At 76.7% G+C, this 12622-nt stretch carries 10 protein-coding genes; 4 read left to right on the plus strand and 6 right to left on the minus strand.

What is annotated here, in order from left to right; genetic code table 11:
• Positions 1-1110 precede the first annotated feature (1110 nt).
• The 3 genes from ACVCAH_RS27285 to ACVCAH_RS27295 form a co-directional block, all read right to left on the minus strand.
• Complete coding sequence (locus ACVCAH_RS27285) at positions 1111-1755, minus strand: response regulator (RefSeq protein WP_447139079.1); 645 nt, start codon at positions 1753-1755, stop codon at positions 1111-1113.
• The gene (locus tag ACVCAH_RS27290) at positions 1746-2915 is read right to left on the minus strand and encodes a sensor histidine kinase (RefSeq protein WP_447139080.1); all 1170 of its coding nucleotides are present in this window, start codon (positions 2913-2915) and stop codon (positions 1746-1748) included. The genes ACVCAH_RS27285 and ACVCAH_RS27290 overlap by 10 nt, the downstream gene beginning before the upstream one ends.
• 91 nt (positions 2916-3006) lie before the next feature.
• Positions 3007-3807: a DedA family protein gene (locus tag ACVCAH_RS27295; RefSeq protein ID WP_447139081.1), complete on the minus strand. Its 801-nt coding sequence runs from the start codon at positions 3805-3807 to the stop codon at positions 3007-3009.
• Positions 3808-3946: 139 nt separating this feature from the next.
• Between ACVCAH_RS27295 and ACVCAH_RS27300 the strand changes: the two genes are divergently transcribed.
• A complete protein-coding gene (locus ACVCAH_RS27300; protein WP_447139082.1) occupies positions 3947-4639 on the plus strand; it encodes a carbon-nitrogen hydrolase family protein in 693 nt (230 codons plus the stop codon).
• A gap of 40 nt (positions 4640-4679) precedes the next feature.
• Here ACVCAH_RS27300 and ACVCAH_RS27305 read toward each other — a convergent pair whose 3' ends face one another.
• Complete coding sequence (locus tag ACVCAH_RS27305; protein ID WP_447139083.1) at positions 4680-8045, minus strand: BTAD domain-containing putative transcriptional regulator; 3366 nt, start codon at positions 8043-8045, stop codon at positions 4680-4682.
• Between the two features lie 179 nt (positions 8046-8224).
• Between ACVCAH_RS27305 and ACVCAH_RS27310 the strand changes: the two genes are divergently transcribed.
• The 3 genes from ACVCAH_RS27310 (at position 8225) to ACVCAH_RS27320 (ending at position 10777) form a co-directional block, all read left to right on the plus strand.
• Entirely contained in the window at positions 8225-9103 is an 879-nt protein-coding gene (locus ACVCAH_RS27310; RefSeq protein ID WP_447139084.1) for an alpha/beta fold hydrolase, read from the plus strand.
• 175 nt (positions 9104-9278) lie between these two features.
• A complete protein-coding gene (locus tag ACVCAH_RS27315; RefSeq protein ID WP_447139085.1) occupies positions 9279-9926 on the plus strand; it encodes a phosphotransferase in 648 nt (215 codons plus the stop codon).
• Positions 9923-10777, plus strand: a complete 855-nt coding sequence (locus ACVCAH_RS27320; protein ID WP_447139086.1) for an MOSC domain-containing protein — start codon at positions 9923-9925, stop codon at positions 10775-10777. Before ACVCAH_RS27315 ends, ACVCAH_RS27320 begins: the two co-directional genes overlap by 4 nt.
• A 5-nt stretch (positions 10778-10782) precedes the next feature.
• Here ACVCAH_RS27320 and ACVCAH_RS27325 read toward each other — a convergent pair whose 3' ends face one another.
• Positions 10783-12291, minus strand: coding sequence for a protein kinase domain-containing protein (locus tag ACVCAH_RS27325; protein ID WP_447139087.1), 1509 nt, complete (start codon positions 12289-12291; stop codon positions 10783-10785).
• A 125-nt stretch (positions 12292-12416) separates the two neighbouring features.
• Positions 12417-12620: a hypothetical protein gene (locus tag ACVCAH_RS27330; RefSeq protein ID WP_447139088.1), complete on the minus strand. Its 204-nt coding sequence runs from the start codon at positions 12618-12620 to the stop codon at positions 12417-12419.
• Positions 12621-12622: the final 2 nt, after the last annotated feature.

Here is a 12622-nt window from a genome sequence, read left to right on the forward strand (position 1 = left end):
GACCGGAGCAGCCTGCGCGGTAGCCGGACCGGCGAACACACCACCGGCAAACGCCAGACCAGCAACACCCAGCACGCCCTTACGCAGAATCGTGTTCATCACAAGCTCCTTGGGGGTTGGCGCCACCAGCCCAGGGGGTGGGCATGGAGACGCAAGCACCGTCCGGCGCTCAAAGACTTGGGGGATTTTCCGATCCGGCACGCTCGCGGGCGGGGGATGCCCGTGGTGCCAGAAGCCCGACCCAACCGTGAGGGCGGGGATGCCCTTGCGGCGCCGGGACCGTGTACAACGACCGCCGGCCCGCCATCATTCCCGGGGCCCGGACCCTCACCGGCTCGGCCGACGGGGGTTCGTTGCTGCGATCGTCCGGGGGATGTAACGACCGGCCGGCCACGTCCGCATGATGTAACGCCCCCGACCCGGCCCCGATTCCACCACCCGAATGCGGCCGGTCACACCCACAAACCGGACACCCACCCCATCTCGCCACACGGCGCCAGGAGATCGCACCGGTTCTGGGCACCGTGCCCGATTACCGCGCAGGGGCTCGTCCGACGGCATCGACCCCGGCACGCAGGGGCCGTAGCGGAACGAGCGCGATACCTCAGAGTCATCAAAATGCCTCCCAGGTATCACGCCCGCAGGACAGCATGCCGACCCGTGACGACACGCCCCACCGGCGACGCCGACGGGAGTAGAGCGGGCGGGATGCTGCGCCGGCCCGCCAAGCCACCGCCGCCACACCTGATCGACCTCCGATGGGCGGTATGCCGGGCCGAGATCGACTCCACGTGCGGTAGGTCGCGGTGTCCGGTTACGGCGGACACCGCACGTTGCCGCACATCGAGTGGATCTCGCCCGACAGCCGGCGATCCGGCGCAGGTGGACCCAAGCGGGACGGACCTGCGGGATCGGACGGGCCCGGGACCACGACGCGGGTGTGGCCCGCCGTGCCCGGCGCAGGGATCAAGCCTGACCGCCCGGAGCCGGGCACGGCGGGCCACACCCCCAACCGCAACCAACCCCGGACCTGGACCCGACGGACGCCGGACGAGGCCGGACCCGGCAAAGCCGCAGACCACCGCAGGGAGGCACGGACCGGCGGAAAAGCTACACCCCCAGGTAGCGCAGGATCGCGAGCACCCGCCGGCTGTACCCGGCCGCCTGCGACAGGTCGAGCTTGTCGAAAATCGTGTTGATGTGCTTCTCGACCGCGCTCTGCGACACGTGCAGCCGTTGGGCGATCACGGCGTTCGTGTGCCCCTGAGCCATCTGGTGCAGCACGTCCCGTTCGCGTGGGGTCAGCCGGCTCAGCGGGTCGGCCGGGTTCGCGCCGGCGAGGACCCGGCGGATCACCTCGGGGTCGAGCGCCGTCCGACCGGCGGCCACCCGGTCGAGGGCGTCGAGGAAGTCGTCGACCTGGGCGACCCGGTCCTTGAGCAGGTACCCGACCCCCTCGGGGCGGTCGGCCAGGAGCCGCGCCGCGTACCGCCGCTCGACGTACTGGGAGAGCACCAGGACCGCGGTCGCCGGCCACCGCCGCCGGATCTCCAGCGCCGACCGGAGGCCGTCGTCGGTGTTGGTGGGCGGCATCCGGACGTCGGTGACGACGACGTCGGGTCGCTGCCGCTCGACGGCCGCGACCAGTTCGTCGGCCGAGGCGACCGCGGCCACGACCTCGTGCCCCTCGTCGGCGAGCAGCCGGGCCAGTCCCTCCCGCAGCAGGGTGGAGTCTTCCGCCAGAACTATCCGCACGGCACCTCCGCCAGCACGGTGGTCGGCCCGCCGGGCGGGCTGTCGACCCGGAGCCGGCCGTCCAGGGCGGCCACCCGGCGGGCCAGACCGGTCAGGCCGGCTCCGGCGGGGTCGGCACCGCCGACGCCGTCGTCGTGCACCCGCAGCCGGATCGTCCCCGCCCGGCTGTCGACCTCCACGGTGATCAGGTTAGCGGCGGAGTGTTTCGCGGCGTTGGTGAGCGCCTCGCAGGCCACGAAGTAGAGCACCGTCTCGACCTGCCGGTCGGGGCGGACCGGCAGGTCGTACCGGATGCGCACCGGGATGTCCGAGCGGTCCGCGACCACGGCGAGCACCTCCCCCAGGTCACCGTCGTCGAGCGCGGACGGGTAGACCCGCCAGGCCACCTCGCGCAGCTCGGCGATGGCCTGTTGGGTGTCCTGGTGGGCCTGGGCGAGCAGGCCGGCGGCACGCTCGGCGTCCCGGCTGCGCCGGGCCCGGCCGAGCAGCATGCCGAGGGCGACGAGGCGTTGTTGGAGGCCGTCGTGCAGGTCCCGTTCGATGCGTTGCCGCTCGGCGTCCACCGCGGCGACCACCTCGGCGCGGCTGGTGGTCAGCTCGCGGACCCGGCGTTCCAGCTCGGCGCGGGTTCCGGGGCCGAGCAGGCGGCGGGCGAGCCGCACGTCCAGCGCCGCGACGCTGGCGACGGCCTGGACGTTGACCAGGAGCAGGGCGGCACCGATGACCACCTGCAGCACGGCGTCCCCGGGATCGAGGTCACCGCGCAGCACCGCCCAGAGCACGATCGCGGCCAGCACCGCGCCGACGGCGAACAGCCCGTACGCCAGCGCGCCGAGCGCACCGGGCAGCAGCCGGGCGGCCAGGTAGCCGACGTCCCGCCAGCCCGGCGCCGGCGCCCCGCCGGGGGCCATGCCCTCGGTCAGGAAGCCCCCGAGCCGGCGGCGTTCCAGCCGGACCAGCCGGGCGGCGTACCGGCGGATCGCGGGGTGCACCCGACGGCGGGCCGGCGCGGCGACGGCGGCACCGGCGACCGCGACGGCCGCGGCGACCAGGAACAGCAGCTCGACGGCGGCGGTCAGGATCCCGGCGGCGACCCCGACCGGCAGCCGGGCCGCGCGGGGCAGCGCGGGCCAGGGCGGTTCCGCCCGCCCGTCCGACACAGCAGACCCGGCAGGCCCGGCAGGCGCGGCAGGCGCGGCCGGCTCCCCCGGCGCCGGCCCGTCGCCGGCAGCAGGCCCCTGCGACACCGGGTCACCGCACCCCGTCGTAGTCCCAGCCGGTGTGCTGGCTGTCGGAGTAGGCACTGCGGTAGATGGTGCCCCGCCCGGTCGGGTCGGGCACGCCGGCGACCGGCGACGCGGGCGGCGGCGTGGGGTCCGGCTCGGCGCCGGCCCTGGACCGCCGGCGCAGCCGGGAGATGACGAACCAGCCGACGGCGGCCACGGAGGCGACGATGACGACGTTCTGCAGGGCGCCGACGTACCCCTCGACGAGGTGCCAGTTGTCGCCGAGCAGATAGCCGGCGAGCACGAAGGTGCTGTTCCAGATCAGGCTGCCCAGCGTGGTGTAGGCGACGAAGGTCCACACCGGCATCCGCTCCACCCCGGCGGGGATGGAGATCAGGCTGCGGAAGATCGGGATCATCCGCCCGAAGAAGACCGCCTTGACGCCGTGCTTCAGGAACCACGCCTCGGTCCGGTCCACGTCGCTGAGCTTGACCAGCGGCAGCCGCGCAGCGATCGCCCGCACCCGGTCCCGGCCCAGCGCGGCGCCGATCCAGTAGAGCGCGAGGGCCCCCAGCACCGAACCGAGGGTGGTCCAGAAGATCGCGCTGACCACGCTCATCCGGCCCTGGCCGGCGACGAATCCCGCCAGCGGCAGGATCACCTCGCTCGGGATCGGCGGGAAGAGGTTCTCCAGGGCGACGGCCAGGCCGGCACCGGGGCCGCCGAGCCGTTCGACCAGGCCGGTGACGTAGCCGACCAGACCGTCCTGGGGCGGCGCGGCGTCACCGGCGGCGGCGAGCAGGGCGTGCGGCGCGGTACGAATCATGCCCCACACGCTACGAACCGATCCTGAGAGCCGGCCATGGGGCCGGCCCTCCGTTCCGGCGGGCGGACCGCACCGGCGGGGGTGCGGAAAACCACAGGGTCGCCGCCTATCCTGCGATCCGTCGAGGAGAGGAGCCGCCATGCGTACGCCGCTGCGCATCGTCGTCGCGCAACCACCCTGTGTGGCGTACGACGTGGGGGCGAACGCGGCGACGCACGCCGCCGTGGTCCGCGCGGCCGGCGCCCGGGTGGTGGCCTTCCCCGAGCTGTCGTTGACCGGCTACGAGCTGGACGCCCCACCGGTGGACGTCGACGACCCGCGGCTGGGGCCGCTGGTCGAGGCGTGCGCCGAGACCGGCACCCTCGCCCTGGCCGGCGCCCCGGTACGGGGTGGACACATCGCCACCCTCGCCGTCGACGCCACCGGGGTGCGGGTGGCGTACCGGAAGATGTGGCTCGGCGCGGCCGAGGCCGGCCGGTTCTCCCCCGGCCCGGCCCCGGCGGCGGTGACGGTGGACGGCTGGCGCCTCGGGCTGGCGATCTGCCGGGACACCGGGATCGCGGAGCACGCGGCGCAAACCGCGGCGCTGGGCGTCGACGTCTACCTCGCGGGGGTGCTGGAGCACGCCCGGGAAGCGGCCGTCACGCCGGAGCGGGCACACCGGATCGCCACCACGCACCGGGTGCACGTGGCGGTGGCCAGCTTCGCCGGGTCGACCGGCGGCGGGTACGCCGAGGCGGCCGGCGGGTCGGCGATCTGGGCACCGGACGGCTCGGTGCTCGCCCGGGCCGGCGGCGAGCCGGGCGAAACGGCCGGCACGACACTGGGCTGATCCCGCACCCGCCTGAGACGCCCGCGACGGGTGGAAGCGGTCAGCCGGGACGGGTGGCCCGTGCCGCGACCGATCGCGCCGTGCGGTGGTGCGCGGCGGCCTGCTCGGGGTCGCCCAGGGCGGCGGCCAGGTCGCCGAGGTACCCGGCCACCGGGCCGAGGGTGAGCACGCCGCTGCCCGCCCCGGCCAGCTCCCCGGCGGCGGGCAGCAGGTCGGCGTAGGCGTGCCGCATTGTGACGTGATCGTCGAGGGCGAGGGCCGCGCGGGCGGCGAGGCACCCGCGGGCCTCGCGGAGCAGATCGTGCGGCGACTCCGGCAGGGTACGCAGCGCCTCGGCGGCCTCGTCACGGCGACCGGCCCGCAGCAGCACCAGCGGGCGCACCCACGGCTGGTGCGGCCCGAAGTCCCAGCTCCCCCAGTCTTCCCCGGCCTCCGGTCCGACCGGGCCGGCGGCCGACCCGCCCGCGTCGTCCGGCCCGGTCAGCCGCAGGCAGAGCAGCGCGAGGGCGAGCAGGCCCTGCTCCATGCCGGGCATCCCGCTGCCGGCGAGGCGGGCCGCGGCGGCCCGGTACCCGGCTTCCGCCGCGGCCGGCTGGCCGTCGACGGCCAGCCGGAGGGCGGCGTACCACTGGGTGAAGACGCCCACCAGCGGCAGGTCGTACCGCTCGGCGAGGCGGTCGGCGGCGCCGGCGTGCACGTCCGCGGCGGCGAGGTCGGCGAGCGCGCAGTGGGCCTGCAGGAGGACGAGGTGGCCGAGGACCTCGAAGCTCACCAGCTCGTGCCGGGCGGCCAGGTTGACCAGTTCGGCGCCGATCCGGGCGCGTTCGGCGGCGAGCCCGGCCCGGCCGAAGGCGTGCAGGTAGCGGGCGTTGAGCGCGAGGGCCAGCAGCGCCGGGTCCGCCAGCGGGCGAGCCAGCGCCTCCGCTTCGGCGGCGGCCCGCCGGCCGCGGTCCGTGGTGGTGCCGCGCAGTTCCAGGGCGAGGGTGCTCAACAGGCGGCTGCGCGGTGCCGCCTCGCCCGGACCGAGCGCGGCCAGGGCGCGCTCGGCGGCCACGACCACCTGGTGGGAGAGGTGTTCGTCGTCGTTGCGGGTCCAGCTGGCCGGCACGTCGAACGCGGTCAGCAGGCTCGTGGTCAGGTCGGGGTCGTCGAGCCGGGCGGCCGTGGCGATCGCCGCGGACCGGTGCCGGCGGGCCTCGTCGAGGTGACCGGTGACGGCGAGCGCGCGGCCCAGCCCCATCACCGCCGCCAGCCGTCCGCGTACGTCGTCGCCCACCCGGTCGTGGGCGGCGACCGCCTGCCGCCACAGGCGGGCCGCCTCGTGCGGGTTGAAGCGGCGCTCGGCCCGCTCGGCGGCGGCCCGGGCGTAGCGGGCCGCGCGGGGCGCGGTGGCCCGGCTCGCGGCGTGGGCGAAGTGGTGGGCCAGCGCGGTGACGTCCTCCGGGTGCAGCCGTTCGACGGCCTCGCCGGCGGCGGCGTGCCAGCCGGCGCGACGCGGCGCGGACAGGTCGCCGTAGAGCGTGTCCCGCACCAGGATGTGGGTGAACCGCAGCTGCCCGTCGGTGCCGTGTTCGGTGAGGAAGCCGGCGTGCAGGGCGCGGTCCAGCGCGTCGAGCACCGCCGCCGGGTCTCCGGCCAGCGCGGTCAGCACCTCCGGGTCGACGTCGCGGCCGAGCACGGACGCCTGGCGCAGCACGGTCTGCGCGGCGTCCGGCAGCCGGCTGAGCCGGTGGCGGATGACGTCCCGCACCCCGGCGGGGACCGCCCGCAGCGCCGCGCCGCCCTCCGCGGCGAACAGCCGGGCCAGCTCCCGGACGAAGAACGGGTTCCCGCCGCTGCGTTGGTGGATCAGGTGCACGACGGGCGGGTCGAGGTCCGGCCCGGCGACCGCCCGGGCCAGCTCACCGGTCGCCGGCTCGGACAGCCCGCCCAGGTAGACCCGGACCGGCTCGGTCCGGGCGACCCGGGCCAGCGCCGCGGTCAGCTCCGGGCCGATCTCGTCGGCCCGGTACGTGCCGACGACCAGCACCGGCCCGGTGACCGGTTCGGGCTCGCCGACCAGCGCGGTCAGCAGGTCCAGGGTGTCCGCGTCGGCGCGGTGCAGGTCGTCGACGACGAGCAGCACCGGCGCCCGCTCGGCCGTCGAGGCGACCAGCGCGGCGACGGCCCGATGCAGCCGGAACCGGCGTACCGCGGGATCCTCGACCCGGTCCGGGGCGCCCACCGCCGGCCCACCCGGGGTCGCGCCGGCGGTCGGCGGGGCGGCCGGACCGGCCGGCGCGGTCTCCGCCGGCTCGGCGGTTGCCGCGAGCGTGTCGGTGAGCTGCGTCCACGGCCCGGCGACGGGCGCGCCCTCGTACTCGGGGCTGCGGCCCCACGCGGTCGTCCAGCCGGCGGCGGACAGCTGGCGGGCGAGGGCGTCGGCGAGGGCGGTCTTGCCGGCGCCGGCGTCGCCGGAGATCAGGGCGAGGGCGGGACGGCCGCGCTGGACGACGTGCTCGGCGGCCTGCCGCAGTCCGGCCAGTTCCTCGCCGCGCCCGACGAACGGCCGCCGCCGGTCCGGTCCGACCCCGGCCCGTGCCGGCTCGTCGGCCCGTACGGCGGCCGGCGGTTCCGCCGGGGTCAGATGCGGTGCCTGGGTGAGGATGTCGGCCTCGAGCTGCCGCAGCCGCGGGCCCGGGTCCACGCCGAGTTCGGTCACCAGGGTGTCGCGGGCCCGGCGCAGCGCGGCCAGAGCCTCCCCCTGGCGCCCGGACCGGTACAGGGCCGTGGCCAGCAGCGCCCAGGCGTCCTCGCGGAGCGGGTGGCCGGCGGTGTGGGCCCGCAGGTCGGTGGCGGCCTCCGCGGCCCGGCCCACGGCCAGCAGCGCCTCGGCCCGGCGTTCCACCGCCAGCATCCGCAGCTCGTCCAGCCGGTTGATCTCCGCGCGCGCCCAGCCCTCCCCGGCGAACTCGGCGTACGCGGGGCCGCGCCACAGGGCGAGCGCCTCCGTCAGACAGTCCAGCGCCGCGGCGGCCCCACCCGCGCCGAGCAGCCGACCTGACTCGGCGACCGCGTCCTCGAAGCGCCAGGCGTCCACCGCGTCCGGCGCCGCCCGCAGGGCGTAGCCGGGTGGGGCGGTCACCAGCAGTCGGGCGGGCTGTCGGGGTGGCCGGTCGGGTTCCAGGGCCCGGCGCAGGTCGGCGACGAACGTCCGGATCGCCGCCACCGCGCCGTCGGAGGGCTCCGGCCACAGGTCGCCGACGAGGCGTTCGACCGGCACCACCCGGCCGCGGGCGACCAGCAGCCGGGCCAGCACCGCGCGCTGGCGCGGCCCCTTCAGCGCGACGGGGCCGCGGGCGTCGACCGCCCGCACCGGCCCCAGCACGCCGAAGGCCACCCCGCCCGCCGTCGCCGCCCTGGTCATGGCACCCAATCTAGGCCGGAGCGCGGGCCCGGTCGCACGGTGACCGCCCCTGGTCGGTGGCGCGTCCGGGCACTCATCCGTTGCTCATCGGCCGCTGATCCCGGCCGGGCAGGCTCGACTGGTCCGACCGCCGGTGGTGCCCGCCACCGGACGGCACCAGCACCCGGAGAGGGCTCACCGTGAACCAGAGGATCAACGGATTCGACTACCGCCGCGTCACCGTCGCCGACGGCGTCGCGCTCAACGTGGCCGTCGCCGGCTCCGGCAGCCCGATCGTGCTGCTGCACGGCTTCCCGCAGACCCACCTCATGTGGCGGCACGTCGCCGCGGATCTCGCCGCCGACCACACCGTGATCTGCCCGGACCTGCGCGGCTACGGTGACAGCGACAAGCCCGCCGACACCGACGGGACCGCGTACGCGAAGCGGACCATGGCCGCCGACATCGTCGCGCTCGCCCGGGCCCTGGGCCACGAGCGGTTCGCCCTGGCCGGGCACGACCGTGGCGCCCTGGTCGCCATCCGCGCCGGTCTGGACCACCCGGAGGTGGTCACCCACCTCGCCTCGCTGGACGTGCTGCCCACCCTGGACACGTGGGACGTCATGCACGGCACCAGCGCCGCCGTCGGCTTCCACCTCTACCTGATGGCCCAGCCGCCCGGCCTGCCCGAGCAGCTCATCGGCGCCAGCCCGGACGCCTTCTTCGGCCACTTCCTCGACATCTGGACCCGTGACCCGGAGGCCATCCCCGCCGAGGTGCGGGCCGCGTACCTGGCGGCGTCCCGGGCGGCGGTCACCTCGATCGTCGCCGACTACCGGGCGTCGGCCGGCATCGACGTGGCGCACGACCAGGCCGACCGGGCGGCCGGGAACCAGCTGCGGATGCCGGTGACCGTGCTGCAGCAGGACTGGGGCGCGGCGCTCGGCTTCGACGCCGCCGGGCGGTGGCGGGCGTGGGCCCCGGACCTGGAGCACCACACCGTCTCCTGCGGGCACTTCATGGCCGAGGAGGCGCCGGCCGAGGTCGTCAAGGCGCTGCGCGCCCTGCTGGCCCGGTAGCCGGCCGGCCCGGTCACCGCCGACTGCTGAGGGCGCTCTCCGCCGCGGAGGTGGCCGGCGCACCGCCCGACGCTGGTGATCGACAGTGCGGGCAGCGACGAGCAGCTGCGGGAGTGGGGCGCGGCCGCGACGGGCGTGCCCCGTCCCGCGCGTCCCACCGGGCTAGGGTGGCGGCGTGACCGCGTCGCTCCTCCTCGCCTCCGGCCGGGAGGCCGACGTCTACGCGCTCGACGACGGACGGGTGCTGCGCCGCTACCGCGACGGCGGTGACGTCCGCGACGAGGCGGCGGTGATGGCCTACCTGCACCGGCTCGGCTACCCGGTGCCCCAGGTCCACCGGGCCGACGGACCCGACCTGGTCATGCGCCGGCTGACCGGTCCGACCCTGGCCGAGGCGGCCGTCAGCGGCCACACCGACGTCCGGTCCGCCGGCCGGCTCCTCGCCGACCTGCTGCGCCGGTTGCACGCGCTGCCCGCGCGGCGGTCCACCGACCCGGCGGACCGCGTCCTGCACCTCGACCTGCACCCGGAGAACGTCATGCTGACGCCGGACGGGCCGGTCGTCATCGACTGGCACAGCACCGCCGAGGGTCCGCCCGGCCTCGATCTGGCGGTCACCGCCCTGATCGTCGGCGAGGTCGGCACCGATCCCGCGCTCGACCTGGCCTGGCTGGCCCGGGAGCTGCTGGTCGCGTACCTGGCCGAGACCGGGCCGCTGGACCTGCTGGACGAGGCGGTCGCCGTGCGGGGGCGGCTCGGCCCGCACGGCCCCGAACGGCTCGCCGAGGCGGCCGCGCTGGTCCGGGCCGGGGTGACCGGATGACGGGGCGGCTGGTCCAGCTCTGGCGCTACCCGGTGAAGTCGATGCTGGGCGAGCGGCTACCCGCCGCCGAGGTGACCGCGACGGGCGTCACCGGCGACCGAAGGCTCGCCCTGGTGCACCGGGAGACCGGCCGGGTGGCCAGCGCGAAGCATCCCCGGCGCTGGCGGGGCCTGCTCACCCTCCGCGCGTCCGGCGTGGCACCCGCCCCGGTCCGGATCACCCTCCCCGACGGCCGGACGGTGTCGAGTGCGGACGGCGACGTGGACGAGGTGCTGTCCCGGCTGCTCGGCGCGCCGGTGACGCTGACCGGCACGGTGCCCGACGGGGCGGTGCTGGACCGGGCCCATCCGGAGGCGGTGCTCGACGCCGGGGTCGCCGCGCAGGTGCCGGTGGACCAGAACCCGCTCGGCGCCGCCGCGCCGGGGACCTTCTTCGACTTCGCCCCGATCCACCTCGTCACCACGGCCACCCTGCGCCGCCTGGCCGCCGCCGCCGACCCGCCCGGAACCGCCGGCGAGAGCCCGGGCGGTGGCTTCGAGCCGGTGCGCTACCGGCCCAACCTGGTCATCGAGACGGAGGCGGACGGGTTCGTGGAGAACGACTGGGTGGGCCGCGAGGTGCGGGTCGGTGACGCGCTGGTGCTGCGGGTGCTGGCCGCCACGCCACGCTGTGCGGTACCGACCCTGGCGCACGGCGCGCTGCCCCGTCAGGTGTCAGCGCTGCGGGTGCCGGCCCGACTCAACCGGATCGCGCCCCTGCCCGAGCTCGCCCCGCAGCCCTGCGTCGGTGCGTACGCGCAGGTGGTGCGGGCCGGCCGGATCGCCGAAGGGGCGCCGGTCACGCTCGGCTGAGCCGGTCAATCGTCCTCGTCCCCGGCGTCACCGCTCACCGCGCCGCCTACCTGGTCGAGCAGGGCGTTCAGGCGGGCCGCGGCGTCCGGCGAGATCCGCTCCCGCTCGACTTCCTCGGCGATGCGCTCGCGCAGGTCCTCGACCCGCTTCGCCCGGTCCTTCGGCTTGCCCCGGGTCAGGTCGACGAGCTTGTCCCGCAGCTCCTCGGCGGCCCGCCGGTCGATCTCGCCGCGGGCCTGCGCCTCGGCGAGCAGCGCGGCGAACTCGGCGGCCAACTGCCGGAACCCGATCGGCTGCGGGCGGCTGCTGGTCGACGGCGGGGCGCTGCTCGGCTCCGGCTCGGCCGGCGCGGTGGAGCTGGGCGGCGCCGCCGGGGCGGTGCGGGACGGGCCGGCCGTGCTCGGCCCGTTCCCGCCGCCGTCGCCGAGGACGAGCACCGCGACCAGGCCGACCAGCAGCGCCAGACCGGCCGCGACCAGCCCGGTCAGCGCCCGGTTCGAACGGTCGGGCGGGCCGCCCGCCACCGGACCGGTCGGGCCCGCCGCCGCGCCCGGGGCGGTCGCGGACGCTCGCGGGTACGCCAGGGACCGGTCGACCAGCGTGGGCGGGTGCCCGGCCGGCGGGCGGGCGGCGCCGGTGGCGGGCACGGCGGGCAGGATCGCGGTGGGTGGGTCGGCCGGCTGGCCGGCGCCGAACCGGGTGGCCAGTTGCGCCGCGCTGGGCCGGCGGGCCGGATCGGCGGCGAGGCAGGCCAGGGTCAGCTCGGCGATGTCGGCCGGCAGCCCGGGGATCCGCAGCGGCGACACCGGCGTGTGCCGGGCGTGCACCTCCATCGCGTCCTCCCAGGTCTGCACGGGCAGCGGGGCCCGACCGGTGAGGGTGCGGTAGAGCAGCGCGCCGAGGGCGTAGACGTCGCTGGCCGGGTCCGGCGCCCCGGGCCTCATCCGCTCCGGCGCGAAGTACGCGGGCGTACCCATCAGCAGCTCACCGGTCTGTCCGGCGAGCGGGTGGTGCGGGCCGGCGAGCGCGGCGATGCCGAAGTCGAGCACCTTGGCGCCGGTGTCGGTGAGCATGACGTTGCCCGGCTTGATGTCGCGGTGCACCACCCCGATGCGGTGGGCGGCGGCCAGCGCGGCGGCGACCTGGCCGGCCATCCGCACCGCGTCGGGCCAGGCGAGCGGGCCGGCGGTGAGCCGGTCGGCGAGGTTGCGTCCCTCGACCAGTTCCATCACCAGGTACGGCACCACCGTGCCGCCGGCCAGCGTCGCCTCGCCGTAGTCGTACACCTGGGTGACGTGCGGGTGGGTGAGCCGGGCGGCGGCGCGGGCCTCCCGTTGGATGGTGGCCCGCAGCTGCGGGTCGGCCGCCAGCTCGCCGGCGAGCGCCTTCACGGCGACGGGACGACCGAGCACGTCGTCGTCGGCGCGCCACACCTCGGACATCCCGCCGAGGCCGATGCGCTCGCGCAGGACGTACCGGTCGTGCAACCGCAGGCTGGGAGTGAACGGCGACATAGCCGTCCAGTCTGCCTGGCCCGGGCGAGCGGCCACCAACCGCGGTGCCCGGTCCGGCCCCGGCTGTCCCGGATCGTGCCGGTGCGCGTGGTGTCGCGGGTGGCGGGCGCCACCCGCGACGGCGGCTACGAGCAGCGCGGGGGTGCCGGCAGCGGCGCCGGCTGGATCCGGTCGGCGAGCCGGCGCAGCGCCACGGCCGTGGCCCGACGGGTAGGCCCGAGCCGTACGGCCCGGGGCCGCTCGGGGCGGACGGGCGCGTCCGGCCGGGCGGAGTTGACGTGTCGGGTCACCGCGTCGATGGCGAAGATGTAGCCGGTGGGCTGTTCCATGG

This window comes from Micromonospora sp. LZ34 (assembly GCF_052981855.1).

Excerpts from the sequence above, each read along its gene's own strand:
- ACVCAH_RS27300 (WP_447139082.1), top strand. The coding sequence starts at position 3,947 with ATGCGTACGCCGCTGCGCATCGTCGTCGCGCAACCACCCTGTGTGGCG.
- ACVCAH_RS27325 (WP_447139087.1), bottom strand. The coding sequence starts at position 12,291 with ATGTCGCCGTTCACTCCCAGCCTGCGGTTGCACGACCGGTACGTCCTG.
- ACVCAH_RS27305 (WP_447139083.1), bottom strand. The coding sequence starts at position 8,045 with ATGACCAGGGCGGCGACGGCGGGCGGGGTGGCCTTCGGCGTGCTGGGG.
- ACVCAH_RS27320 (WP_447139086.1), top strand. The coding sequence starts at position 9,923 with ATGACGGGGCGGCTGGTCCAGCTCTGGCGCTACCCGGTGAAGTCGATG.
- ACVCAH_RS27295 (WP_447139081.1), bottom strand. The coding sequence starts at position 3,807 with ATGATTCGTACCGCGCCGCACGCCCTGCTCGCCGCCGCCGGTGACGCC.
- ACVCAH_RS27330 (WP_447139088.1), bottom strand. The coding sequence starts at position 12,620 with ATGGAACAGCCCACCGGCTACATCTTCGCCATCGACGCGGTGACCCGA.